Raw genomic sequence first — 25,789 nt, 5'->3', positions numbered from 1 at the left:
GCGACATGAAAAAGATTTATTATATATATGTATGCTTGGGAGTGTTGTTATTGACAGCTCTTCCGGCAAAAGCGGCTTCTGAAGCAGAATTTGGGAAGTTAGCCAAGACTTATACATTACATAAGGACGGTAGTCAGGAAATGCGGGTATATAAGGAGTTGACTTTATTTACACATGCAGCGATGAATGGTTTGTATGGTGAAAGCTTCATTGTTTACAATCCGGCATATCAGGAATTGAAGATACATGAATCTTATACTCGCCAGAAAGACGGGAAGATAGTAAAGACTCCCGAAAATGCATTTGTAGAGGTTCTTCCTGCTGCGGCGGCTGATGCTCCTGCCTATAACGGACTGAAAGAGATGGTGGTGGTACATACGGGACTGGAGTTGGGAGCGACTATTTGTTTGGATTACTCGGTTATCACACGTCCCGGTTATTTGCCCGGGCTGGATGTATATGTGCCGGTAGAGGAGTTATCGCCCGTCAAAGAATATATCTGTAGTGTGTCGGTTCCTGAGGACAAGCCTTTGAATTATGCATTGATAAACGGAAAAGCTGCGCCGGTAGTGAAAAATGAGAATGGAAGTAAAGTTGTTACTTGGATACTGAAAAATATTCCTGCTTATTATCCTATGGAAAGTACTCCTGCTTTATCAGGAAATATACCGGTTATTTTAGCAAATACGTATCCGTCGATGGCCGATGCTTTGAAAGTGCTGAAATCTCAATTTACGGCAGCTCATGAAAAAGAGGTCATGGCTTTGGCACAAAAATTATTGCAAGGAAAAAATGCGGATGAAAAGGAAGCTGTCCTGATGAACTATGTACATGGATTGGGCACGTCCCGGTTGTCTTTGTCCGAAACAGGATACCGGATCCGTCCGGCAACTGAAGTAATCCGTACTGCCTATGGCACGGAAGCGGAAAAGATAAATCTGCTTGCAGGATTGTTGCAGGCGGCAGGATTACAAGGTGAGGTTAAGGTTGCTTTTGGCGTAAAAGCACCGGATAATTGTTTGGGATTGGGCGCTATCAGCCAGTTGTTTCTGGACTCTCCTGTCATAGCGGGCATACAGGAATATCAGCCTGTCAATACGTTGGATGGTAAGAAAGCGGTTTTGGAAGTGAAGAATAAACCGGTTTATGAAACGGATACGATAACAGTCACTTCTGAAACAGGTAAAACGTTGGCAGGGGGCTATCGTCTGATAACATTGCCTCGCGCTAAAACCGGAATAGCCATGAATGGTTATGGCTTTGGAAATACAGAACGTACTACGAACCTGTTGCTTCCTGGTATGACGGATGAAACCTATATTTGCATAGTAAATGTTCCGTCGGATATGCAGGTATGTACTCCGCAAAAGGCAAAAGAAATAGTCAATGCGGTAGGGAAATTGAAAATAACCGTACAGACTACAGAGGATAAGACGGAAGTAACCCGTTCGTTGCGACTGAACAAACAATGGATAACTCCCACCGATTATGCAGATTTTCATCGGTTGATGTCCGAATGGGAGGATAGTCATCATACTACTCTATTGCTGAAAGAGAAGAAGTAATCGGGTAAAAATTGGTTGAAATAGTTGAAAAGTTGGTCATCCCTTGAAAAAGGAAAGGCCGGCTTTTCTTATTTTCCATCGGAGGATTTACATTTGTGGCATTTAAAACCTATAAAATGAATGATATGAGTGGAAAACATGGTATAGTTTGTATGGGCTTGTTGATGCTGCTTTCTTCTTGTCACGACGACAAGCAGGTCACTGCTTCAGGATTACAACGTAAGGATTTTCAGACAGAAGTGAATGGGCAGTATACCGATTTATTTACTTTGAGTAACAAAAAAGGGATGGAGGTCTGTATCACGAACTATGGGGCGCGAGTAGTTTCTATCCTTGTACCCGACAAAAATGGAAAAAGGGAAGATGTAGTGTGTGGATTTTCCACGATTGGTGAGTATATGGAACAACGGCAGAATTTTGGTTCTACGGTAGGACGCTATATAGGACGTATTCTGAATGCGCGTTTCACACTGGACGGGGTAGAGCATAAGCTGGTCCCTAACAATGGGAAGTCCGGACATATATCACATGGGGGGAATCCCGGTTTTGCCGATAGAATATGGAAAGTGGAACAGGCAGATACATATACGGTTCGTCTGTCTTATCTCTCCCCTGATGGAGAAAATGGTTTCCCCGGAAACCTGAAAGTGACGTTAGTCTATAGTCTTGGTGAGGATGAGAATGCACTGGATTTGACATACGAGGCAACTACGGATGCACCCACGGTACTTAATCTTTCTCATCATTCTTTTTTTAATATCTCGGGAGACTTTACAAAAAGCGTGGAAGACCAGCAACTTTGGGTAGATGCAGATCGCTTTACTCCATACGATGATAAGAAATGTGTCACAGGAGAATATCTCCCGGTGGCCGGTACTCCCCTTGATTTCCGTATGCCGCATACTATTGGAGAACGTATAGATGCGGATTATCCGCAATTGAAGGTAGTAAACGGATACGATCATACTTGGGAATTGAATACGAAAGGAGATGATACAAGGCCGGCTGCTTGGGTGTATGATCCAACAAGCGGGCGTAAGATGGAGATCTTCACCACCGAACCGGGAATACAAATCTATACCGGTAATGGACTGAAAGGAAAAATGACTGGTAAAAGGGGGATAGCTTATCCTTTCCGTTCGGCGGTATGTTTCGAAACGATGCATTTTCAAGATAGCCCCAATCAGCCTGAATTCCCCAGTACTGTACTCCGGCCGGGAGAGGTTTTTCATAGTCATACGGTTTATAAGTTTGAATAATTTGCTAATCTGTCAATTTGCTGATGTGCTAATTAGGGGTACTATATATGCCCACACGGTTATTGGTATATTAGCAAATTGACATGTCGGCAAATTATTTTTCATTTTGATGTAACGTTTCCCTACCTCTATGTGTCATACTAGTGAACATGGAACAAAATAGATTTGAAATAGAGGCAAAACGAATGCGGCCGGCTTTGTTAAGAATGGCTATCCGTTATCTGGAAGACTCCGATGAGGCAGAAGATGCAGTACAAGATGTACTGTTGAAACTTTGGTTTCTTCGCGACCGTCTGGACCAATATCGTAGCGTGGATGCACTGGCTATTGTTATAACCAAGCATTTGTGTATTAATCGTTTGCGAGGTATTCGAATAGAGAAAGTCGATTTGGAGCAAGGCATCAGCATTGGTGGAGGTGAAAACCCTGAAATGAAACTGGTAGAGGAAGAGAATATGCAGGAGATACTGGAAGTAATAGGTACTTTACCTGATTTGCAACAGTCTATTCTCCGCATGAAGCACTTGGAAGGTTTCGAAGTAGAGGAGATAGCCCGTCTCACAGGAAGTACGCCGGTGGCGGTACGAACCAATTTGTCGAGAGCTAGAAAAAGAGTAAAAGAACAATTTATGATACACAGTAAGGTATGGAATTAGATAAGAGGAATATAGAAGAATACATTAACCGTTTCTTGGAAGGGGAAACTACGAATGCCGAGGAGCAGGCTATTTATCGTTTCTTCCATACAGGGGATGTACCTTCTCATCTGATGGGATATGCTCCGATGTTTGCCTGGTATGAGGGAGGTATGCAGGGAGAACCGGGTATGTTGCAGCCAGACGGACAGAAGGAGGTTGCTGGAGGAAAGAAATCAGAAAAGGTACCGGTGGTTGGAAAAGAAAGCTTTTATCAGCGTATTCCAATAGCTGTCTGGAGTGCCGGTATAGCGGCAATGATGGTCATTGCGCTGGGGTTAGGTTTTATTTTCTATTCGGAAAACCAAGCAGACGGAAGTGGTGAGTGGTCGTGCTACGAAGGTAGTTATGTGGAAGTGGGAGGCAAGCGCATTTCGGATGTGAAACAGATTATGCCTTGTATTATTGAAACATTGGAAAAGGCGGAACGGGTGGAGAAACTGGCCCAGGAACGTGTGGAAGAAATTCATCGTTCCGAGAAAGAGATAGAAGAAAAGGAATTATTGGTAAGCGAATAAAAAACATAAAAAATAAGATATGAAAACAAGGTTTATTTTAGGAAGTGCATTGGCGGCTGTTTTGCTGCTGTGTGGTGGAACAGGCAAGGTTATGGCCCAGAAGAATATTGATAAAATGGCGGCAGAATTGGAAAAGCGGGATGATGTGGCTATCAACTCTGTAACGAAACGTGACTCTAAAACCCGCAAAGTGGTAAAGGTGGTGAAAAGTTTTTCGTTAAAGGATGAGAAAATAGGCGCAAGGTTGATTGAGGCTTTCGAGAAGGATGAGGAATATGCAGAAACTGCCATTAAGGATATGCCGAAGGGAAGGGGCAAGGCGCAGAAAGCGAATTTTACATTCATTTATAAGATGGATAATGAGAAACGTACTTACACCCTTAATGTCAATGAAAACGGAAATGTAAGCATGACCGTTATTATCAGTCCGATGAAGGATGGGAAAGAAGTGTATTCTGCTGTCCTTGATTCGGAATATTGGGATTCGTTCAATGAGCAGATGGCTGAATTGGGGAATAATCTAAGAGATTCCGGTATAGAGGTGCGCCAAATGAGCCGGGAAGAGATGGAGAAGATGCAGAAAACTATCCGCCAGTCATTGAAAGGACTGGATGCTTATGCCATAGCTGAATAGATAATGGCATTATTTTTCACGAACACCAGATAATAAAACACTCTCTTTTAGTTAGATTACAAAAACTTTTTAATTGTCTTGCCTTTCCGGAAGTTGTGAAACCACCGGAGAGGCTTTGTTTTTTAAGATGAATCTCCATGAAAAATCGAATTGTTTTATATCTTTGCAAGTAATATAAAAAACACACATTAAAGAAGAAAGATGAAAAACGAAATTACCGGAATGAAACTCAGACTGATAGTCATGAACTTCTTACAATTTGCCGTATGGGGGGCTTATCTTACTTCCATGGGGACATATTTGTTTAATATTGGCTTGGGTGCTAGGATAGGCCTGTTTTACGCCATGCAGGGGATTGTTTCCTTGTTTATGCCTGCTGTAATGGGAATTATTGCCGACAGATGGGTGCCTGCTCAAAAATTATATGGCTTCTGTCATTTTATGGCTGCCGTGTTTATGGTGGCTGCCGGGTGGTATGGCTACGTGGATGGTGAAGCGGTTAATTTCAGTACTTTATTTACATTTTATTCTTTTAGTGTAGCTTTTTATATGCCAACATTGGCATTGACAAATTCGGTAGCCTATACCGCACTGGATAAAGTAAAACTGGATCCTGTCATCGCTTTTCCTCCTATCCGTATTTTTGGAACGATTGGTTTCATCTGTTCTATGTTGCTGACGGATATCTTGGGATTCCAAAATAATTATATGCAGTTCTTTTCTTGTGCTTGCTTTGGAGTGATACTGGCCATTTATGCGCTTACTTTGCCCGAGTGTCCTGTAAGTCGTGGTGGAGAACAGAAATCGCTGGTAGATGCTATGGGATTGCGGGCGTTTACACTGTTCAAACAGAAAAAGATGGCTGTTTTCTTTATATTTTCTATGTTGTTGGGGGTTTCTTTACAGATAACCAACGGTTTTGCCAATCCGTTTCTCAGCAGTTTCAGGGGAGTTCCAGAGTATGCTGATACGTTTGGAGTGAATCATGCTAACGCATTGATATCTTTGTCTCAGGTGTCGGAAACGTTGTGTATTTTATTAATACCTTTTGTATTAAAGCATTTCGGAATCAAGCGCGTTATGCTGATAGCCATGTTGGCATGGGTACTTCGTTTCGGATTGTTCGGACTGGGGAATCCAGGGCCGGGTGTCTGGATGTTTGTACTGTCCATGATTGTGTATGGTGTGGCTTTCGACTTCTTCAACATTTCAGGTTCGTTGTTTGTTAACAATGAGACTGATTTATCCATTCGTTCCAGTGCTCAGGGATTGTTCGTGATTATGACAAATGGTATTGGCGCTACAGTGGGAACGTTGGGAGCTCAAGCTGTGGTAAATCGTTTTGTTGATATGAACAGCACTGCTCCGCAGATGGAGGGATGGAGTATGACATGGTTTGTTTTTGCAGGATATGCCTTGGTGGTTGCGGTATTGTTTGCTGTCATATTCAAGTATAAGCATAATCCCAGGCAAGTTTAATAAATTATTTTTGACCATATCCGATGTAAACAGGAGTGGTAGAAGGGAAGTTAAAATTATGGATGAAATAGAATTGAAGGTACATGATATGTCCTCTACATTGCAGCCGGCGGATGCATATGCGCTGGTGTTGGAAGAAGTGAATGGTAACCGTAAGCTGCCTATTATTATCGGTTCGTTGGAGGCGCAGGCTATTAAGGTGGTAATGATGGAATATAAGATGCCCAGACCATTGACGCACGATCTTTTTCTGACAGTGACCAAAGAGTTGGGGGCTGCTTTAAAGAAAGTGTTGATATATAAGGTAAAGGATGGAGTCTATTATTCCTATCTGTTTTTGGAAAAGGAGGGTGAGGTATTTAAAATAGACTCACGTACTTCCGATGCGATTGCGTTGGCTATGCGTTGCGGATGTCCTGTTTATACTACTAATGAGATCATGGAAAGTGAACAGTTGCATGAAGTTGGGAATACGGCATTTTCTGTCAATGTAAATACAGTTGATGTGGTGATGCTGAAAGAAGCATTGTCAAAGGCTATAGAAGAAGAGAATTATGAGCAGGCATCCCGTTTGCGTGATGAGATAAAACGACGGGAACAAGAGGAGGAGAATACGATAGTTTGATATATAAATTGAAAAACAAGAAGAACTATGCATGTTTTTTATACCCCTGATATAGCGAGTAATCTTGAACTTCCAGAAGAGGAAGCAGGACATTGTTTACGGGTTTTGCGTCTTTCCATAGGCGATGAGATAATGTTGACTGATGGAAAAGGTTGTTTTTACAAGGCTGTAATCAGTGCTGCAAGCGGTAAACGTTGCCAAGTGAAGGTAACGGAAACGATTCCGCAGGAAAAAGGGTGGAACGGGTGGTTGCATATTGCCATGGCTCCCACTAAAAATATGGATCGTACTGAATGGTTTACAGAGAAAGCGACTGAAATAGGCTTTGATGAACTGTCTTTCTTGAACTGCCGTTATTCCGAGCGGAAAGTAATCAAGAAAGAACGTATTGAAAAAATTCTGGTATCGGCAGTGAAACAATCGTTAAAGGCGACTATGCCGGTACTGAATGAAATGACGGACTTTAATAAGTTTGTTTCACGGGATTTTAAAGGGCAGAAGTTCATCGCCCATTGCTATGAAGGGGAAAAACTTTTGTTGAAAGATATATTGCGTTCCGGAGAAGATGCTTTGGTGATGATAGGTCCGGAAGGGGATTTTAGCGAGGAAGAAGTGGCTAAGGCTATAGCGGCAGGTTTTCAGCCTGTTAGTTTGGGAAAGTCCCGTCTTCGCACGGAAACAGCCGCATTGGTAGCCTGTCATACACTGAATTTATTAAACCAAAAATAAGAATATGAGAAAAGGTATTTGGGGATTTGCATTGGTGGCGATCATGCTGCTTATGGCTTCCTGTTCGTCTAAAAGTGAATATGCCAATGCTATTCCTAAGGATGCGGCAATGGTCATGTCATTCGATTTCAAAACAATGGCAGAGAAGAGTGGCATAAACGGTAAAGGGGGAGAAAAGGTGGTAGCCAAACTGACGGACGCATTAAAAAGCGGTCTGGAAGGAGAGGCCTATAAAACTGCCGAGAAGATTATTAAAAGCCCGTCTGAATCCGGCTTGTCTTTTACTGATAAAGTATATATGTTCATTACTCCTCATTCTAATGCTTTTGCTTTATTGGCAAAAGTAGATGATGAAGGTAAAGTGGAAGATTTGCTGGAGGCGTTGAAGGAGGAGCAGATATGTACGGAATTGAAAAGCGAAAGCGGATGTACATGGACACAGATGGGTACGGCGCTGTGCGCTTTTAATAAGGGCACTTTCCTGTTGATGGGAAGTAATAAAGGAGATGCTCTCAGCTTGAAAGGAAGTTTGCTTTCATTGATGCGCCAGGATGCTGAAAACAGCTATGTAAAGACCACAGACTTTGGTAAGTTGGCCTCGTCGAAGGGTGAAATTGTCACTGTGATGAATATGTCATTTATTCCTAATGATATTACCATGCAGATGCGAATGGGAATGCCTGCCTATTTGAAATTGGAAGATATCAAATATCTGGTTTCCGCTACTTTCGAAAAAGGTAAAATTGTAGTGAAGATGGAAACATTGATTGAAAATAAGGATTTGATTGCTATGTATGAAAAGCAGTCGGCTGTTTCCGCACTCATCAAAGGAGCTTATTTGGAGTATTTCCCTGCTAATACGTTAGTTTGGGCAGGTGGTAATATCGATGGAAAAGGAATTTATGATTTACTTTGCGAAAATCCTACCATCAAGCAAGCGTTGGATAATCCGATGTTGCCAATAGATATTGAAGGTATATTCTCTTCTATTCATGGGGATGTTGCTGTTGGCTATAGTTCCTTGTCAAATAATGACTTGCTGATTTATGCTGATGTAACGAATAAAGATTTTTTGCAGTCCTTCGAAGACCTGAGACCTTTGTTGGCTATGACCGGTGGGCAGATGCAATTGAACTCTACGGGCAAAGACCAATATGAGTTCCGTATGTATCGCCAGAGCATTTGGTTTGGTGTGAAGGATAATCTGCTTTATATCTCGAACAATGAAAGACTGGCAGATGAGGCAGGCCGCCGTTACGGAGTTTCTTTGCAGAATACTTCTTGGGCCGGAGAGGTGGTGAAAAACCGTTTCTTTATGGCGTTCAATGCGGCGCAGTTGGTGAAGGACGTTCAGGAGAATCCTCGGTTAACCCGTATGCTGGGCAGTGATGCCGCCGTGTTTAATGCTATTTTGGGATCTTGCGACTATGTGGATGTGATGGCTCCCGATTGGAGAAGCGGTCAAATAAATATTGTTATGAAAGATAAAGAAGTCAACGTGCTACAGTTGATCGTACATGGATTAGAGAACTTATGAATACTATAGAATTACAACGGGCCCTTCCTGCTGTTTTTGCAGGGAGGGATTCTATTATATCCGATGTCTGGCATCAGTTGTTGACCCTGCAACGTGGGGAAGCCTATTTGGTGGAAGCAGCATCCGGCACTGGGAAATCATCGCTTTGCAGCTACATATACGGATATCGTAACGACTATCAAGGTATCATTTGTTTTGGCGAGAAAAACATCCGTAGTCTTTCGGTGCATGACTGGGTGGAGATTCGGAAACGTTCCATCAGCATGTTGTTTCAGGAATTGCGTTTGTTCACGGAGCTGACAGCGTGGGAGAATGTGCAGTTGAAGAATTCGTTGACCGGATTTAAATCTAAAAAAGAAATCAAGGCTTGGTTTGAACAGTTCGGTATTGCCGATAAATGGGATACACCGGTAGCTAAAATGTCTTTCGGGCAACAGCAGCGTGTGGCGTTGGTCCGCGCACTTTGTCAACCTTTCGATTTTATCTTTCTAGATGAACCTATCAGCCATTTGGATGAAGAAAACGGACGGATTATGTCCCGGATATTGGTGGAGGAAGCGGATAGACAGGGGGCAGGTATCATTGTGACCTCTATCGGCAAGCATTTGGAATTGAACTACACAAAAACGTTGAAACTATGAGGTTGGTTTGGAAATTATTACGTCAGCATATCAGTTTCCCACAATTGGCGGGTTTTTTCTTTGCCAATCTGTGCGGCATGGTCATTGTGTTGCTGAGTGCCCAGTTTTATAAAGATGTGTTGCCTGTTTTTACGGAAGGTGACAGTTTCATGAAGAAAGACTATGTGATAGTAAGCAAAAAGGTAAGTACATTGGGCTCCTTTGTCGGAAAAAGCAAGACTTTTTCCGAACAAGACATTGCTGAAATCAGCGAACAGCCGTTTACCAAAGGAGTAGGGGCTTTTATGCCTTCCCAATTTAAAGTGTCGGCAGGCATGGGGATGGAGAACGTGGGGTTGCACATGTCTACAGCCATGTTCTTTGAGTCTGTACCCGATGAGTATGTGGATGTGAACTTGGATAAATGGGAGTTTGATGAAAATGAACGGGTTGTTCCTATCATTATTCCCCGTAATTATCTGAATCTGTATAACTTTGGTTTTGCACAAAGCCGGAGCCTGCCGCAATTGTCGGAAGGGGTGATGGGTATGGTTAATTTGGATATACGTATTACTGGTGCAGGGCATACGGAAAACTTTAAAGGAAAAATAGCAGGTTTCTCCAATCGCCTGAATACGATTCTTGTTCCGGAAACATTTATGGCGTGGGCTAACAATGAGTTTGCTCCGGGGCAGAAAAGCGAACCGTCACGACTGATTGTAGAAGTGAACAATCCTACGGACGACCGTATTGCCAAGTTCTTTAAAGACAAGGGATATGATACAGAAGATGACAAGTTGGATGCGGGAAAGACTACCTGGTTCTTGAAAGTGATTGTAGGAATTGTGCTTTCTGTAGGTTTGCTTATCAGTGTACTCTCTTTCTATATTTTGATGCTCAGTATTTACTTGTTACTGCAGAAGAATACGTCTAAGTTGGAGAATCTGTTATTGATAGGTTACAGTCCGGCTAAGGTGGCGCTTCCCTATCAAATGCTGACATTGGGCCTCAATGCAGTAGTGTTGTTTTTATCGGTGGGAATTGTGATCTATGTGCGGAATAGCTATATGGATATGATAGAAAAGTTATTTCCACAGTTGGAAGAAGGAAATCTGGGACCAGCCATGGTTATAGGTATTTTGCTTTTTGTGGGTGTATCTTTGTTTAATATAATAGCAGTACGTCGTAAAGTGGCATCTATATGGATGCATAAAGGTTGATAATAGTTATGGTATCTCAGACAGAATTTACGCTTCGTCCCCGTACTAGGGGATTTCACCTGATTACTGATGAAGTGGTGCGCAATTTGCCTCCACTTCCCCAAATAGGTTTGCTTTATTTGTTCATCAAACATACCAGTGCGGCATTAAGTATCAATGAAAATGCTGATCCGGATGTTCGTACGGATATGGAATCTATTTTTAATCACTTGATAAAGGAACGCGAACCCTATTACGAACATACTTTGGAAGGTTGGGATGATATGCCTGCCCATGCAAAGTCAACCATTATAGGAGCTAGTCTTACTATTCCTATTACAGATGGTCGACTGAATATGGGTATTTGGCAGGGAATTTACCTTTGTGAGTTCCGCAACCATGGAGGCGGTCGCAAGATTGTGGCTACTGTAATGGGGGAATAACTCTTTCAGATATTCATCCGGGTTATTATTTATTTAAAAAAATAGATTAATTTCACTTTAATCAGAACTCTTTTTTTAACTTTGTACCAATTCTTGAAAACAGATGAATATTCATTTGAAAACAAGAAGGGACATATATAATTAAGAGCGTTTAAAATATTACCTTGTCTTAGAAAATCCCCAATTTTCAAAGCTGCACAAGTGTAATACAACAAGCGCTCACGTCTTGTGTTTATACTCCTTTACAGGATTAGTATATTCATAAAGACGTGGGACACTGTTGTTATTATTTGTGCAGCTGGTATGGGGATACCTCTAAGGCAGATAAAATATTAAGCAGGTCCCACGTCTCTTTTTATGTTTGTACCATAAAAATGAACGGATAAAACTAGCCTGAGTGATGAAAATTATTGTTTGGAATTCGCAGGATAAATGTGTGGCTGATTATCATAGGTTGATAAGAGGTTGCGATGTATTGTGCCTGTTGGATTGCGGGCAGTGGACGGTTCCGATGTATGCGCTTCAGATACAGAAGGGTCTGTTTCATTGGAAAGTTGAGCATGAAGGTCTTTCCTATGATATATTTTATTGCTTGGAGAAGGTGGCGTTTGTATGTCGGGATGGTTTGTATAGTGGAGAGTCTGTTCTATATAGCATTCATTCTAATATAGGATCTTTGATAGGTATTCGTTTGCAGGATGATTTTTGGTTATTTGCACACCATGAGCCTAATCTGGTTAATGCCTATCATATAGGTGAGTTTTATTTACGTGAAATCTCGGACCGTTTCAGAAAAGCGGCGTTTATAGCCGATTTTAAAAAAAAGTCTTATTCTTGGGTGCAGGAAACGGTAGGTAAGTTATATTGCATCGCTCTACCCGAAGGATATTATCCACATACTGTTAATTATTTATTCACTATCCATGTGGCCTGTACAGATTTATATCTGTTGGAAGGCTATAGCGAGACCTCCAATCAGCCTACTTTCTTTGAATTGGATATTTAATGTCCAGATTAGAACCTGTCTTACTGAAAGAAATTAATTAAAGTTCGGTGAAACTGATGACAATGCTGATGAAAATTAAACGAGTTCTTATAATTTCTTGTTTTTTCCTTTGATAATAAAAGAATTAGTGTATATTTGCATGTGAACAATTACATTTTCTAAGGAAATCATCTTATGGGCAGAGAACTTATATTTGACCGGTTTTCACAGCAAGCTCTCCAGACCTTGCACCGGTATCGTGCCGTTATGTTCAGTCCTACGATGCTCATGTCTTTAGTTGTTACCTATGATTTTTTTTAATCCTTAATTCTTACACATTAACATGAGTTTACTATGGACAACAGACCGACTATCGCCGAAGTACAAGAATGGGTACTGAAGCTTTATAACACGTGTGAACAAACCATCACTAGTGAGGAACGTAAAGAACAGCATAAATATGCCGTTATGGTACAACGGCCACAGGACAAAAAGTTCTTGGTGAAGATGCTGGACGAATCTTCTCAAATTCGTGATCGTAAGAAATTGGCAGAACGTATCAAGAAGCTGATAGACCGTTATGGTGTACCTGAGTTCTTGAATAAGCGTGATGCTTTCCTTTTTAAGATGTACCAGGCTTTTGGTCATCATTTTGATTTCATAGCCATACCAATCATAAAGAAGCGTCTTCGTATGGATACTTCTAAAGTAATTCTGAACGAAGCGCGTCCTAAATTGACAGATCATCTGGCTACCCGTTTCAAACAAAAGATTGGTCAGAACGTGAATTTGTTAGGCGAGGTCGTTTTAGGAAACGGAGAAGCGGATCATCGTTATTTCCACTATCTGGAAGCCTTGGAAGCTCCTGATATCAATTATATTTCTGTGAAAATATCGGGTATCTACGCGCAGACTCATGCGCTGAATTATGAAGAAAGCTTTCCGGAGCTGGTGAAACGTATGTGTGCACTGTATCAGAAAGCAATTGACTTTCCTTACGTGGATGAGAACGGTGTAAAACGCTCCAAGTTTGTCAATCTGGATATGGAGGAGTATAAGGACGCTCACTTTACATTACGCTTGTTTAAAGAAGTGTTGAGCAGACCGGAGTTTAAAAACTATTCGGCAGGCATCGTTGTGCAGGCTTATCTTCCCGATGCATACGAATTTCAGACTGAATTATTAGAATTTGCCAAAGCGCGTGTAGCTGATGGGGGTGCACCATTAAAGATGCGACTGGTGAAAGGCTGTAATTTGGAAATGGAAACGGTTATTTCTTCCCTTCGTGGCTGGCCTAATCCTGTAAGGACATCGAAAACTGAAGTGGATGCCAATTATTTGCATATTCTGGAACGTGCTTTATTACCCGAAAACGCAAAGGCGTTGCATGTGGGGGTTGCTTCTCATAATTTGTTCACTATTGCATACGCCTATCTGTTGAGTCAGAAGCTGGGAAGCGCGGAGTACATGACTTTTGAGATGCTGGAAGGTATGGCTGACCATGTATGGCGCGCTCAATCCCAATTGGGAAATCATGTGATTCTATATGCGCCGGTGGTAAAAGATGAGCATTTCCTGAATGCAGTATCTTACTTGGTCCGTCGTATGGATGAAAATACGGCTCCGGACAACTTCCTGACCCATTCGTTCAATTTGAAACCGGGTACGGATACTTGGCGTTTCTTACAGAACCAGTTTGAGGAAGCTTATAAGATGAAAGATGTTATTACACATACTCCTGCCCGTACACAAAACCGCTTGCATCGTTATACTCCCGTTCCACCAGCTGATGTAATGAAGAATGAACCTGATACTGATTTTGATTTGGCTCAGAACCAGGAATGGGTTCGGAACATTTTTGCGAAGTGGAAGAAGTCGCCGACGGATTCACCTGAAATTATTCCTTTGCAGATAGGAGCTGAAACGGTGGTTTGTGAGAAACGCCATAAATATATGGACCGTTGCCAGGATGATGAAGTTTGTGTATGCGAAATGTCACAAGCTGATGCCGGACAGGTGATGAAAATTTTGGATATAGCCGAAAAAGATCCTGCCGGATGGAGAAAGACTACATTGCAGGAACGGCATAAAATAATGTATGAAGCTGCCAACAGACTGGGTGAGATGCGTGGTGATTTGATAGGTTGTATGTGTGCCGTGACAGGGAAGACAGTAGTGGAAGGGGATGTGGAGGTGTCGGAGGGTATCGATTATGCTCGTTTTTATAGCACTAGCATGAAGCAGTTTGCAGAACTACCGGATGTGGACATTGCTCCTAAAGGGACTATTTTGGTTATTTCTCCGTGGAACTTCCCGTGTGCTATACCTATTGGTGGTATTGTGGCAGGACTAGTAGGAGGAAATACTGTAATTTTGAAACCGGCGACTGTTGCTGCCCCTGTGGCATGGTTGTTTGCCAAGGCATTTTGGGATGCAGGTGTGCCTAAAGAGGCTTTGCAGGTTATCATTACAGACCGTGAGGCATTAAAGGTATTAACTACGGCTCCGGCTGTCAAACATATTATTCTGACAGGAGGGACAGATACTGCTCAAAATATTGCACGCAGTAATCCGGCTACTCCATTGTCGGCAGAAACCGGTGGTAAGAATGCAATTATCTTGACGGCTTCCGGTGACCGTGACCATGCTATTATGAATATTGTGGCTTCTGCTTTTGGCAATGCCGGCCAAAAATGTTCCGCATGTTCTTTATTGCTGGTAGAACGCTCAGTTTATGAGGACAAGAACTTTCAGGATAAGTTAAAAGATGCCGCAACTAGTATGAAGGTGGGTAGTGTATGGAATCTAGGGAATGTGGTAGGTCCGATGATTACCAATAAGAATGATAAATTATTGAAAGCTTTGGAATTGGAAAAAGGGGAGTCCTGGCTGGTTCCACCTCGTTTTCTTGATAAGCATAAATATGTATTGGCTCCTACAGTGAAGTGGGGGGTACGTCCCGGTAACTATTCATTCAGAACCGAATTATTCGGTCCGATGCTGAGTGTGGTTTGTATTGAAAATTTGCAGCAAGGCATCAATTGGGTAAACAGTTTGGATTATGGTTTGACTTCAGGCTTACAGAGTCTGGATGAAGGTGAACAGAAATTATGGAAAGATTCAATTATGGCAGGTAATCTTTACATCAATCGTGGTATAACGGGGGCCATTGTAAATCGTCAGCCGTTCGGTGGAATGAAATTGTCAGCTTTTGGTGGCGGTGTGAAAGCGGGTGGTCCTAACTATTGTGCTTGTTTTGTAAAGATTACAGATAAACTAGGCAGTACCACTGACTATACACAAAGTTATGTGAAGGCATACGAGCAGGAATTTGCGCATGCGCGTGATGTCAATAATCTGTATGGCGAACAAAATGCATTCCGCTATCTGCCTTTAAAGAATATGGTTTTGCGTCTTTTCCCGGGAGATAACAATGAAGATGCAAAGATGATTGCTTTGGCTGCCAGAATTTGTCATACTCCATTGAGCATTAGTTTTGAGCCCGGTGATGATCGTACAGCTGCATTGGCTTCCTTGGGATGTCCTTTAAAAGAAGAAGCGTTGGCCGGATTCCTGAAATCAATGAAGAACTATGAGCGTATCCGTACTTGTGGGGCGGATATTCCGATGGAAATGTATGAGGAAGCTGCACGTATTGATAAGTATATTGCTACAGCTAAACCGGTGAAAGATGGACGTGTGGAATTGATTCATTACATCAAAGAGCAAAGTATTTCATTTGAATATCATCGTTATGGTAGTATCTTGGAGGTGCCGTCGGTAGAATGATGAAATACTTTTATTAGTATGTCTTTTGTATAACTTTATTAGGAGTCTCGATTTGTATGGGACTCCTAATTATGTTTTAGAAATTATTATTAGAATTATTTGGTGGAGAAGAATGAATGTGTATATGTTCAGACGTGTTTTATCAATAGAGGCAATAAAAAGGGTAAATAATCTTTTAATTCAATACGTAATTGTTTTAGTGCCTGTTGAATGCGGTAGTCTATGGTTTTAGGTGATACTCCTAAAATTTCTGCTATTTCTTTATAACTCATATTTTTAAAGCGATGCATTACGAAAGCTTCTTTATAGGATTCAGGAAGTGTTTCTACTGCTTCTTGGATACGTATAGTCAGTTCTTCTATAAGATAAAAATTAGTGTCATCTATTAGGGATTGCATCTCTTCATAAAAATAGTTTTCGACCCGGCTTTTTACTTCTTGCTGTTTGATACGGTTTATAGCACGATGATGTACAATAGAAAATAAATAATTACTTAATGAAGACTGAATGACTAGCATATCTTTATTTTCCCAAAGCCACAGCATGGCATCTTGTACACATTCTTCTGCATCTTCTAATTCTACGAATTTGTTTCCGTATGCACATAACATGGGATAGTATTTCCTAAAAAGTGTATCAAATGCTTTCTCATTGCCATTTTTGATGGCTAATAATAGGGATTGGTCTTCATAGTTATACTCCGTTTTCATTATTTAAAGGTTGATTTGTGTGCAAATATAATCTTTTAAAACTAAAAAAATATATTGTATTTCAGTAATTCTATTCTATGGAATACTATTTTAGAGGAAGTCTTGATTAAAGTCGTTTGTAGTGTGCCCTTGGGTATTATGTATGCCCAAAGGGCACATAGGAAATATATTTAATTATTTTTTACTTTGAAGCATAATACTATCGGTTCGTTTTTGAGGTTACGGGGTAAGAACACCTTTGTCTTTGGTATATTTTATATTTTTATTGCCTTGTAGTGGAATCATTTTACCGTTAGGAATATTGCCGGCCCATTTATTGTTTCTGGAAGTTCCTCTCCTTCTGATAAAGCGTAAATAGCATATAAAGTTTTTCCGTTTTTGTCTGCAGTGAACCATATATTCTCATTGTTATATATAGGAGTTGTACGAGTGGCATAAATGGCTTTTCTGTTTCATGTAAACGTTTTATTACTTCGTCTTTGATGGCGTCAGACCTACTCCTAATAATAAACAACCTCCTTTGGCAATGATTCCTATTAAAATATTAATAATTTTTTGTGGTGATTTAAAGGGAGCATTAGGTGTCCATCCCCAATCATTGCTTAGTGGTGGACAACTTTCCCAAGGATAGTTAAGCTGTGTTTCGGAGATACCGCGTTCTGGTGTCTGGTAATTTTCGTTTTTACCACGTATGCTGCGGTCTACTGAAATGAGTCCTGGGTGTTTCTTGCGTGCTTTTGACAATCTTCTGTCCAAGTGAAAATCTTCACCTGTAATCCATCCTCCGTTTAACCATAAAATATCAAAACTTCCATACTCGGACATTTTATAACGGCTAATGATTCGTATGTGACACCGGTTCCTTTCAAACATTTGCAGAAGTAGGGAGTGCTGACTTTAAAAGAAGATATCACCGAAAGCTAGACAGATATCCGCATTCAGAAAAGTGATTTGTTTGAAATTCCTCTATCATTGAATACTCTTCAGATAGACAATAAACTTATTATATATAACAAGATGGAAAAAGAAACTGACTTCTTTTTATTGAAGGATTGCAAAAGGGGAGCTTTCATGACAAAAGCGTCAGATCATTCTTCAAAAACTCCTTTATATAAATTATCTGATCATGTCTATAAGGTATTTTTCCGGGATTTAGCTTTACAAGATACATTGGCAGACCGGATTGCCGATTTGATGAATAGGATCGGCTTAAGTCAGATTTCTTTTGATAGATTGGAGGGATGTTCCTATACCGGGCATGACGAATACGCTATTTCCCGCTTTGCGCCCCGTTATTATACTCAGTTTAATTATAATTAATAAATGACGCCAGTCGTTTGAATCATAATTTATGGCGTATTCACACAAGAATGAATTGAGGTGAGCCTTGGGGAGAAGTTATGCGTACGGAACAAATGGCTAATAAAATTAAGAACCAAAATTTTTTTCAAAGGAATCTTTTTCCACGTATGTTTGGATGGTTTCTTATTCGATTGGTCGACCGGGAATTTGAATGTTCTACTTTGGAGGATGTGGAGGGGCTTTGTCCGAGGCGGCAGGTTTTGATGCCGGTTATGATTAATACCACTATCTTAAATCGGTATGGGCAAATAGACCGATTGCTACAAGCTATCAAACATTAGGATATACTACATGAGGCTTAAGTCTTCACCGAAAAACAAAAACAGCGTTTGAAAGATCTGCAGTTCGAATGGCATTTGCAAAAGGTGGATGAGAAGAACTATCAGCTCTATCTTTTGTTTGTGTCTAAACTTATTATTGTAATTTAACAGAACTTCAGCCAGGTCAGCCGGAAGGAGCTGACTGGATATGAGAAAATAAATATCCGGGGCGATGTAAAATTCAAGTAAAACTGGAAGGAGAAGCGACTGTTTCCAATCTGTCGTTTACTACTTCGGCTGGTATTGTTAAATTTCCGTGTGAGTTGGAGGGTGGACAATATCTGTTATATGATTTCGATGGAAATGCTGCTATAACTGATAAAAAATATAATGTAATAGAGGTGATCGGTGTAGAGGGTGCATTTTATCTTTCCGAAACTTCTTCTCTGGTATCTTTTTCTTGTGAACTAGAAGTGGGAGAGGCTCCTGAAGTAGTTGTACGGTATGTAACTCGTGAAAATCCTGAAAAAGTTTCTCTATGAAAATATATTTTTGAAAATAAATGCATATTTGTTTAGGAATGTGTTTTTCTCGCTTGCCATATAAGTAGAAGGACTTAAAAACATACGTATGGAGTATAATGAAACGAATATAGAATTGTTACTTCCCCGTTATTGTGAGGGTATTGCAACGGTAGAAGAGCAGCGACTGGTAAAAGATTGGATGAAGGAGTCTGAAGAAAATCGCCGGATAGTAAAGCAGATGGAAATACTTTATTTAGCGGCTGATACCGTTCATGTAATTAATAATGTAAATACAGAAAAGGCTTTAGTTAAGGTAAAAGGTAAAAAGACTGAAAGAAGGAAGGTGGCTTGGTGGAAGTGGGCACAGCGTGTTGCTGCCGTGTTATTTCTCCCACTGCTTGCTACTTTTTTGGTAGAACATTATGGTGGAAAGGATGCAGATGTACAAATGTTGGAAGCTAGGACAAACCCGGGAATGACTACTTCAGTAGTGTTACCCGATAGTACGGTGGTTTTTTTGAATTCAGAATCCTCTTTGCGATATCCTTCTTCTTTTAAGAATAGCAAGGAGAGAAAAGTTGAGTTGAAGGGGGAAGGGTATTTTGAAGTAACTAAAGATGTGGAGAAACATTTTATTGTGTCTACGGTTCACCGTTCACAGGTAGAGGTGTTAGGAACCAGTTTTAATATAGAGGCTTACGAAGAGTCTCCTGAGGTATCTACTACTTTAATCAAAGGTAAAATCAACTTCAGTTTCCAAGAAGGTGTCCGCAAAAAACAGATTGTGTTAAACCCCGGTCAGAAAGTTGTGTATGATTCAAAAAAAGGTACAGCACGTTTACTTGAGACTTCCGGTGAAACGGAAACTTCATGGAAGGACGGCAAGATTATTTTTGATAATACTTCTTTGAAGGATGCTTTACGGATTTTAGAAAAGCGATATAATGTGGTGTTCATTCAGAAAAATCCTGCACGTAAGGCTGCTTTTACCGGGACTTTTACCAGTCAGCGTTTGGAGCGTATTCTGGAATACTTTAAATTATCTTCCAATATACACTGGAAATATGTAGACGGTAAGGATGCGTCGCAAAAAAAGACCCATATAGAGATTTATTAATCAAATAACCTTAAATTGAATATAATATGAAAGAACTATCACCTTAAAGTAACAAAAAACATACGGGAAAATATTGGCGTATCTTCCCGTATGGAAAATCGGTTTTCAAATTAAAGCTTGTTTGGCGACAAGCTTAATCAACTAATTTTAAAACTTAAGTCATTACAAAAGTATGAAAAATAATTGTAGTATCCAATTTTCGAGGATACCAAATCGTCTATGGCTCTCCTCGAAGAAAATCCCAAGAACTATGAAACTATTTACTCTTTTCTTTGCTTGTTCCCTAGGACTGGCTCATGCATCCGAATCGTATGCGCAGAAGGCTATAGTCAATGTGGAGGTACAGAATAAGACTGTAGGGGAAATTTTGAAAGAAATTGAGAAACAATCAGAATTTGATTTCTTCTTTGATAATACGCTTATTGATTTAAATCGTCGTGTATCAGTCACTTCCCGTAACGGTGATATCTTTAAGGTGCTGGAGAAGGTATTTAAAGGTACAAATGTGAAATATTCCATTTTGGATAAGAAGATTGTCTTGACTACTAATGCTGACAATACACAGACTGTGCAGCAGATTACTTTTAAAGTAATCGGAAAAGTAGTGGACAATATGGGAGAAAGCGTGATCGGGGCTACTGTGTTGGAACAAGGGACTACAAACGGTACTGTGACTGATATGGATGGAAACTTTGAATTGGTGGTTTCTAATAAGGAAGTTACTTTAGAGATTTCATATATAGGTTATAGTAAGTCTGTTGTGAAATCAAAAGTAGGTGTCCCTGTCACTGTGACTTTAAAAGAAGATACAGAAGTGTTGGATGAAGTGGTAGTAGTAGGGTATGGAACACAGAAAAAAGTGAATTTGACAGGTGCTGTCAGTCAAGTAGGGGAAAAGGCTTTAGAATCTCGTCCTGTACAAAATGTATCTCAGGCTTTACAGGGATTAGTACCGGGAATGACCTTTGGGGTTGACGCTAAAGGTGGACAGTTGAATAATACTCCTTCCGTATCTATTCGTGGTGCAGGGACAATCGGTAAAGGCTCCACTGGTTCTCCATTGATTTTGATAGATGGTGTAGAGGGTAATATGAACTTGCTTAATCCGTTGGATATTGAAAGCATTTCTGTATTGAAAGATGCATCGGCTTCTTCTATTTATGGTTCTCGCGCTCCGTTTGGGGTTATTTTGATTACAACTAAGCAAGGAAAGACTGGTAAACCGGTAGTAAGCTATAATACTAATATTCGTTTTAATAGTCCTCTTACTGATTATGATATGATGGATTCCTATCGCTTCATGCATTATTATAATGATGCACGTACTAATGGTGGACAGGCAGCTTATTTTAGTGATGAGCAAATAGCTAATGTTTTGGCTTATCAGCGTGGAGAAGTAGGAAAAATTATTCCGGTTACAACTTCAAATACATATACACACAACTGGGCAAATGCTAATACCGATTGGTATGATGTATTTTTCAAAGACCATGCCATGTCTCAGGAACACAGCTTGAGCTTGAGTGGTGGTACGGAACGTTTTTCTTATTATCTGTCCGGCAATTTTATGGATCAGGAAGGCTTGTTGAATTATGCTGACGAAAGCTATTATCGTTATTCTGTAAATGGGAAAATCAATGCGAAAATAAACAAAAACATAAGTCTCTCTTATAATACCAAATGGTTTCGTACTAATTATGAAGCTCCTTCTTATTTGAATCAATTATTTTTCCACCAAATAATGCGTAAATGGCCTAATGCGTTTGTTACTGACCCACAAGGATATTGGGCGGATAACAGTGAGATTATACCATTAAAAGAAGGAGGACGAATGAAGGAAGATTTGGATCAGAACTTCCAACAATTGCAGTTGGATGTCACTCCATTGCCAGGATGGAATATTCACTTACAGGGCAATATGCGTATTACAACTAATTTTACTCATACTGACAGACAAGCTGTTTATGCCCATGACGCCAATGGAGAACCTTATGCTATAGCTATCACTAATGCGACGCAGCCAGGTCAGTCCAGAGTAATTGAAAAAGGAACAAAGAATGAATTTTATACAGTCAATCTTTTCTCGGATTACTCTCGCCAGTTGGGTGACCATTATTTCAAAGTAATGGGTGGATTTAATGCCGAGCATCAAAATGTGAGGACTTTAAGTACTCAGCGTGATGGCATTATTGTACCAGATTTACCTACAATTGATACTTCTACTGAGCAGGACGTAGCGGGGGGCGGTTATAACCATTGGGCTACTGCCGGTTTCTTTGGGCGCTTGAATTATAATTATAAGGAGAAATATTTGCTGGAAGTAAATGGACGTTATGATGGAACTTCCCGTTTTATGAAAGATCAGCGTTGGAACTTTTTCCCCTCATTTTCTTTAGGTTGGAATGTGGCCAGAGAAAATTTTTGGAAACCGCTGGAATCAGTTGTCAATCAATTTAAACTGAGAGGCTCTTGGGGTGAATTGGGAAATCAAAATACATCGAATTTGTACCCATTCTATGAAATCTTACCCGTGAAAAGCAATTCCGGTAATTGGCTGGTGAATGGAGGAAAAACAAATACGGCAGATATTCCTTCATTGGTTAGTACATTATTGACATGGGAACGTGTGCGTTCTTTTAATGTAGGTTTTGATTTTGGTGCTTTCTCTAATAGATTGACAGGTTCTTTTGACTATTTTGTACGCAAGGCTGTCGATATGGTAGGTCCTGCTCCACAATTACCCTTAGTTTTGGGTATTGCTCCTGCTATAGTAAATAATGCTGATATGAAGTCTTATGGTTTTGAAATAGAACTTTCATGGCGCGATAGAATAGGAGAAGTAGATTATGGAGTGAAGTTTAATTTGGCTGATGCCCAGCAAAAAGTGGTGAAATATCCCAATACTACAAATGCTTTCAGTGACTGGTATGCAGGAAAAATGAGTGGAGAAATTTGGGGGTATACTTCATTAGGTATTGCAAAAACAGATGAAGAAATGAAAGAGCATTTGGCATCTTTACCTAATGGTGGCCAAAATCAATTAGGAAACAAATGGGGTGCCGGTGATATTATGTATGCTGATATAAATGGTGACGGCAAAATAGATGGTGGTAAAGGTACATTAGCTGATCCGGGCGATCAAAGGATTATTGGTAATTCTACTCCCCGTTATAATTTTGGATTGGTTTTGGATGCTTCTTATAAAGGATTTGATGTTTCTATCTTCTTTCAGGGAGTAGGTAAAAGAGATTATGCTCCGATTGTAGGAACTAATGGTGCTGTTTTTTGGGGAGCTGTAAATAATATCTGGCAATCAATGGCGATGGAAGAACATTTTGATTATTTCCGTCCTGAGGGCCATCCTATGGGAGCTAATCTGAACGGGTATTATCCGAGACCGGACTTTACCAGCAACAAGAATCATCAGGTACAAACTCGTTATCTGCAAGATGCGTCTTATATCCGTTTGAAGAATTTACAGATTGGTTATACATTACCTAAACAATGGATTAATAAATTGCACATTAATAGATGCCGTGTATATGTGTCTGGTGATAATTTGTGGACTGGAACCAGCCTGGCCAGTATGTTTGATCCTGAAACACTAGCTGCCGGAGATTGGGGATCAGGAAAGACTTATCCATTATCTAAAGTGATATCTTTTGGCTTGAATGTTAATTTTTAAATAGAAATACAATATGTCTTACATAAAAAATACAGTAGCTTCTGTAGCCATGTTATTTACCTCAGTGGTATTGACATCCTGCAATGATTTTCTAGATTGTGAACCGTTGGATAAAATAACCCCAGATGCTTATTTTAATTCAGAAAGTGATTTGGCTGCCTATTCTATTCAACAATATAAATTTCCATCCTATCTTAATTTTGATATCTCTTTAGTAAAAACTGATAACAATTCGGATGACCAGGCCGCAACGGATGCTTCTACTGCGTTGTGGGTACCGGGAGAAAAACGTACTCCTGCTGATAAAGGAGCATGGGATTTTACAGAAATCCGTAAAGCGAATTATTTCTTCCAACAAGTATTACCCAAGTATGAGGCCGGAAGTATAAAAGGCGATGGAGTAATGATAAAACATTACATTGGAGAAATGTATTTTTTGCGTGCCTACCAGTATTTCAATAAATTGGTAAGTCTCGGTGATTTTCCTATTGTAACGGAAGTATTACCTGATGAAACAGAAGTGTTGAAGGAGGAAAGTAAAAGACAGCCTCGTAATAAAGTGGCTCGTTTTATTATAGAGGATTTAGATAGAGCTATTGAATTGATGTCATTGACTACCGATAATGGTAAGAATAGATTGACAAAAAATGTGGCATTGTTGTTTAAGTCTCGTGTAGCTTTGTTTGAGGCTACCTGGTTGAAATACCATAAAGGTACAGACCGTGTGCCGGGTGGTCCGGGATGGCCGGGAGCACAGCAAGAATATAATGCTGGCTTTTCTATTGATATAGACAAGGAAGTAGATTGGTTTTTGGAACAGGCAATGGATGCTTCTGCTCAAGTAGCCGATCGTATTTCATTGACAAAAAATACCGGTATATATAATCCGGACTCGAATCCTTATAACTGGAATCCTTATTTTGAAATGTTTTCGGCTGTTGATATGGAACCGATAGATGAAGTCTTGTTTTGGAGAGCATACAGTTCTGTGCAGGGTGTTACTCATAGTGTAAGTTCTTATCTTTGCAAAGGAGGAGGGGATTTAGGATATACTCGTAGTTTAGTAGATGCATGTTTAATGAAGAATGGATTGCCTATTTATGCGCCAAATTCTGGCTATGCTGGTGACGTGACGATTGAAAATGTTAAAAAAGACAGAGATGACCGTTTACAGTTATTTATGGGTGCTCCTAGTGATTGTTCAAGGCTTGATCCATATGAGACATATAAATATCCTAAGATATTGGAGCAGACCAATGATAGATGCCCGACAGGTTATACGGTTCGTAAATTCTTGACTTATGATCCAGCTCAAGTTGTAATCGGTTCTGGTGCAGTCAATACGTATGGATGTCTTCTTTTCAGATCTGTTGAAGCTAACTTGAATTATATTGAAGCTTGCTATGAAAAAAATGGAAGCTTGGATCCAAAAGCGATAAAGTATTGGAAGGAGATTCGTAGTCGTGCAGGTGTGTCTGATAATATCGATATGACAATTGCTGCTACCGATTTGTCTAAAGAAAATGATTGGGCTAAGTATTCTGCCGGTCAGTTAGTAGACCCCACCTTATATAATATTCGTCGTGAAAGACGCATAGAACTAATGAGTGAAGGTACCCGTATGCGTGATTTAAAACGTTGGCGTGCTTTGGACCAAGTAGAAAATTATCAAGTTGAAGGATTTAATTTATGGGGTGGCGAACTGGAAAAATTGTATGTTGATGAAGCTGGTAATAGTTTGTTGATTCCAGAAGGTGCTTCAGATAAGCAACCTAATGTATCCAACAAAGAAAACAGCAGTTATTTGCGTGTTAATCAGATTGTAAAAAAGAATAACTTGTTATACGATGGTTATACCTGGATACCAGCCAATTACTTAGAGCCTATTTCTGCTATCAACTTTACACTTACCTCTTCAAATCCTGATGACTTGGAAAGTTCAACGATTTATCAAAATCCGGGTTGGAGTAAAATAGCTAATGAACCAGCTATAGGATATTAATATAAAAAAGAGAATCATTTTTAAGGAAAAGATATAAAAGAGAGTGTGTAAG

General features: G+C 40.1%; 20 protein-coding genes and 1 pseudogene. 19 read left to right on the top strand and 2 right to left on the bottom strand.

The window, feature by feature from the left end:
* Positions 1-5: 5 nt before the first annotated feature.
* The 14 genes from GKD17_RS13030 (at position 6) to GKD17_RS12965 (ending at position 16,077) form a co-directional block, all read left to right on the top strand.
* Positions 6-1,565 carry a DUF3857 domain-containing protein gene (locus GKD17_RS13030; RefSeq protein ID WP_007833554.1) on the top strand — a complete coding sequence of 520 codons (1,560 nt, stop codon included), beginning with the start codon at positions 6-8 and terminating at the stop codon, positions 1,563-1,565.
* Between the two features lie 125 nt (positions 1,566-1,690).
* Positions 1,691-2,824, top strand: a complete 1,134-nt coding sequence (locus tag GKD17_RS13025) for an aldose epimerase family protein (RefSeq protein ID WP_007850332.1) — start codon at positions 1,691-1,693, stop codon at positions 2,822-2,824.
* Between the two features lie 185 nt (positions 2,825-3,009).
* Positions 3,010-3,480 carry an RNA polymerase sigma factor gene (locus tag GKD17_RS13020; protein ID WP_007844440.1) on the top strand — a complete coding sequence of 157 codons (471 nt, stop codon included), beginning with the start codon at positions 3,010-3,012 and terminating at the stop codon, positions 3,478-3,480.
* Positions 3,471-4,037: a hypothetical protein gene (locus tag GKD17_RS13015; RefSeq protein ID WP_007833557.1), complete on the top strand. Its 567-nt coding sequence runs from the start codon at positions 3,471-3,473 to the stop codon at positions 4,035-4,037. The genes GKD17_RS13020 and GKD17_RS13015 overlap by 10 nt, the downstream gene beginning before the upstream one ends.
* Positions 4,038-4,056: 19 nt before the next feature.
* Positions 4,057-4,671, top strand: a complete 615-nt coding sequence (locus tag GKD17_RS13010) for a DUF5024 domain-containing protein (protein WP_007833558.1) — start codon at positions 4,057-4,059, stop codon at positions 4,669-4,671.
* Positions 4,672-4,872: 201 nt separating this feature from the next.
* Entirely contained in the window at positions 4,873-6,150 is a 1,278-nt protein-coding gene (locus GKD17_RS13005) for an MFS transporter (protein ID WP_007833560.1), read from the top strand.
* Positions 6,151-6,208: 58 nt separating this feature from the next.
* The gene (locus GKD17_RS13000) at positions 6,209-6,775 is read left to right on the top strand and encodes a bifunctional nuclease family protein (RefSeq protein WP_007833561.1); all 567 of its coding nucleotides are present in this window, start codon (positions 6,209-6,211) and stop codon (positions 6,773-6,775) included.
* A gap of 27 nt (positions 6,776-6,802) precedes the next feature.
* Positions 6,803-7,504 carry a 16S rRNA (uracil(1498)-N(3))-methyltransferase gene (locus tag GKD17_RS12995; protein WP_007833562.1) on the top strand — a complete coding sequence of 234 codons (702 nt, stop codon included), beginning with the start codon at positions 6,803-6,805 and terminating at the stop codon, positions 7,502-7,504.
* A 4-nt stretch (positions 7,505-7,508) separates the two neighbouring features.
* Positions 7,509-9,041 (top strand): DUF4836 family protein, encoded by a 1,533-nt coding sequence (locus GKD17_RS12990; RefSeq protein ID WP_007833563.1) that lies wholly within the window; start codon positions 7,509-7,511, stop codon positions 9,039-9,041.
* Positions 9,038-9,682 carry an ATP-binding cassette domain-containing protein gene (locus GKD17_RS12985; protein ID WP_007833565.1) on the top strand — a complete coding sequence of 215 codons (645 nt, stop codon included), beginning with the start codon at positions 9,038-9,040 and terminating at the stop codon, positions 9,680-9,682. The genes GKD17_RS12990 and GKD17_RS12985 overlap by 4 nt, the downstream gene beginning before the upstream one ends.
* Positions 9,679-10,881 carry a hypothetical protein gene (locus GKD17_RS12980; protein ID WP_007833566.1) on the top strand — a complete coding sequence of 401 codons (1,203 nt, stop codon included), beginning with the start codon at positions 9,679-9,681 and terminating at the stop codon, positions 10,879-10,881. The genes GKD17_RS12985 and GKD17_RS12980 overlap by 4 nt, the downstream gene beginning before the upstream one ends.
* Before the next feature lie 8 nt (positions 10,882-10,889).
* Entirely contained in the window at positions 10,890-11,303 is a 414-nt protein-coding gene (locus GKD17_RS12975) for a secondary thiamine-phosphate synthase enzyme YjbQ (protein WP_007833567.1), read from the top strand.
* Between the two features lie 400 nt (positions 11,304-11,703).
* Positions 11,704-12,309, top strand: a complete 606-nt coding sequence (locus GKD17_RS12970) for a hypothetical protein (protein WP_007833569.1) — start codon at positions 11,704-11,706, stop codon at positions 12,307-12,309.
* Between the two features lie 333 nt (positions 12,310-12,642).
* Positions 12,643-16,077 carry a bifunctional proline dehydrogenase/L-glutamate gamma-semialdehyde dehydrogenase gene (locus GKD17_RS12965; RefSeq protein ID WP_007833570.1) on the top strand — a complete coding sequence of 1,145 codons (3,435 nt, stop codon included), beginning with the start codon at positions 12,643-12,645 and terminating at the stop codon, positions 16,075-16,077.
* A 128-nt stretch (positions 16,078-16,205) separates the two neighbouring features.
* Here GKD17_RS12965 and GKD17_RS12960 read toward each other — a convergent pair whose 3' ends face one another.
* Both GKD17_RS12960 and GKD17_RS23595 read right to left on the bottom strand, forming a co-directional pair.
* The gene (locus GKD17_RS12960; RefSeq protein WP_007833572.1) at positions 16,206-16,787 is read right to left on the bottom strand and encodes an RNA polymerase sigma-70 factor; all 582 of its coding nucleotides are present in this window, start codon (positions 16,785-16,787) and stop codon (positions 16,206-16,208) included.
* A 170-nt stretch (positions 16,788-16,957) separates the two neighbouring features.
* Positions 16,958-17,612, bottom strand: a pseudogene (locus GKD17_RS23595) (alpha-L-fucosidase); the annotation flags it as partial.
* A 192-nt stretch (positions 17,613-17,804) separates the two neighbouring features.
* On the opposite strand from GKD17_RS23595, the gene GKD17_RS12950 reads away from it, so the two are divergent.
* From GKD17_RS12950 to GKD17_RS12930, 5 genes are all read left to right on the top strand, one after another.
* Complete coding sequence (locus tag GKD17_RS12950; protein ID WP_032935875.1) at positions 17,805-18,107, top strand: hypothetical protein; 303 nt, start codon at positions 17,805-17,807, stop codon at positions 18,105-18,107.
* 625 nt (positions 18,108-18,732) lie between these two features.
* The gene (locus GKD17_RS12945) at positions 18,733-18,951 is read left to right on the top strand and encodes a hypothetical protein (protein WP_007833579.1); all 219 of its coding nucleotides are present in this window, start codon (positions 18,733-18,735) and stop codon (positions 18,949-18,951) included.
* Positions 18,952-19,039: 88 nt separating this feature from the next.
* Positions 19,040-20,050: a FecR family protein gene (locus GKD17_RS12940; RefSeq protein ID WP_007833580.1), complete on the top strand. Its 1,011-nt coding sequence runs from the start codon at positions 19,040-19,042 to the stop codon at positions 20,048-20,050.
* Positions 20,051-20,222: 172 nt separating this feature from the next.
* A complete protein-coding gene (locus GKD17_RS12935; RefSeq protein WP_032935843.1) occupies positions 20,223-23,735 on the top strand; it encodes a TonB-dependent receptor in 3,513 nt (1,170 codons plus the stop codon).
* A gap of 13 nt (positions 23,736-23,748) precedes the next feature.
* Positions 23,749-25,737 (top strand): RagB/SusD family nutrient uptake outer membrane protein, encoded by a 1,989-nt coding sequence (locus GKD17_RS12930; RefSeq protein WP_007833582.1) that lies wholly within the window; start codon positions 23,749-23,751, stop codon positions 25,735-25,737.
* Positions 25,738-25,789 lie beyond the last annotated feature (52 nt).

This window comes from Phocaeicola dorei, from assembly GCF_013009555.1.
GTDB lineage: Bacteria > Bacteroidota > Bacteroidia > Bacteroidales > Bacteroidaceae > Phocaeicola > Phocaeicola dorei.
The sequence above is the reverse complement of the archived record's forward strand: the minus strand, read 5'-3'. Positions and strand labels throughout refer to the sequence as shown.

Excerpts from the sequence above, each read along its gene's own strand:
- GKD17_RS13030 (WP_007833554.1), top strand. The coding sequence starts at position 6 with ATGAAAAAGATTTATTATATATATGTATGCTTGGGAGTGTTGTTATTG.
- GKD17_RS13025 (WP_007850332.1), top strand. The coding sequence starts at position 1,691 with ATGAGTGGAAAACATGGTATAGTTTGTATGGGCTTGTTGATGCTGCTT.
- GKD17_RS13020 (WP_007844440.1), top strand. The coding sequence starts at position 3,010 with ATGCGGCCGGCTTTGTTAAGAATGGCTATCCGTTATCTGGAAGACTCC.
- GKD17_RS13015 (WP_007833557.1), top strand. The coding sequence starts at position 3,471 with ATGGAATTAGATAAGAGGAATATAGAAGAATACATTAACCGTTTCTTG.
- GKD17_RS13010 (WP_007833558.1), top strand. The coding sequence starts at position 4,057 with ATGAAAACAAGGTTTATTTTAGGAAGTGCATTGGCGGCTGTTTTGCTG.
- GKD17_RS13005 (WP_007833560.1), top strand. The coding sequence starts at position 4,873 with ATGAAAAACGAAATTACCGGAATGAAACTCAGACTGATAGTCATGAAC.
- GKD17_RS13000 (WP_007833561.1), top strand. The coding sequence starts at position 6,209 with ATGGATGAAATAGAATTGAAGGTACATGATATGTCCTCTACATTGCAG.
- GKD17_RS12995 (WP_007833562.1), top strand. The coding sequence starts at position 6,803 with ATGCATGTTTTTTATACCCCTGATATAGCGAGTAATCTTGAACTTCCA.
- GKD17_RS12990 (WP_007833563.1), top strand. The coding sequence starts at position 7,509 with ATGAGAAAAGGTATTTGGGGATTTGCATTGGTGGCGATCATGCTGCTT.
- GKD17_RS12985 (WP_007833565.1), top strand. The coding sequence starts at position 9,038 with ATGAATACTATAGAATTACAACGGGCCCTTCCTGCTGTTTTTGCAGGG.
- GKD17_RS12980 (WP_007833566.1), top strand. The coding sequence starts at position 9,679 with ATGAGGTTGGTTTGGAAATTATTACGTCAGCATATCAGTTTCCCACAA.
- GKD17_RS12975 (WP_007833567.1), top strand. The coding sequence starts at position 10,890 with ATGGTATCTCAGACAGAATTTACGCTTCGTCCCCGTACTAGGGGATTT.
- GKD17_RS12970 (WP_007833569.1), top strand. The coding sequence starts at position 11,704 with ATGAAAATTATTGTTTGGAATTCGCAGGATAAATGTGTGGCTGATTAT.
- GKD17_RS12965 (WP_007833570.1), top strand. The coding sequence starts at position 12,643 with ATGGACAACAGACCGACTATCGCCGAAGTACAAGAATGGGTACTGAAG.
- GKD17_RS12960 (WP_007833572.1), bottom strand. The coding sequence starts at position 16,787 with ATGAAAACGGAGTATAACTATGAAGACCAATCCCTATTATTAGCCATC.
- GKD17_RS12950 (WP_032935875.1), top strand. The coding sequence starts at position 17,805 with ATGGAAAAAGAAACTGACTTCTTTTTATTGAAGGATTGCAAAAGGGGA.
- GKD17_RS12940 (WP_007833580.1), top strand. The coding sequence starts at position 19,040 with ATGGAGTATAATGAAACGAATATAGAATTGTTACTTCCCCGTTATTGT.
- GKD17_RS12935 (WP_032935843.1), top strand. The coding sequence starts at position 20,223 with ATGAAAAATAATTGTAGTATCCAATTTTCGAGGATACCAAATCGTCTA.
- GKD17_RS12930 (WP_007833582.1), top strand. The coding sequence starts at position 23,749 with ATGTCTTACATAAAAAATACAGTAGCTTCTGTAGCCATGTTATTTACC.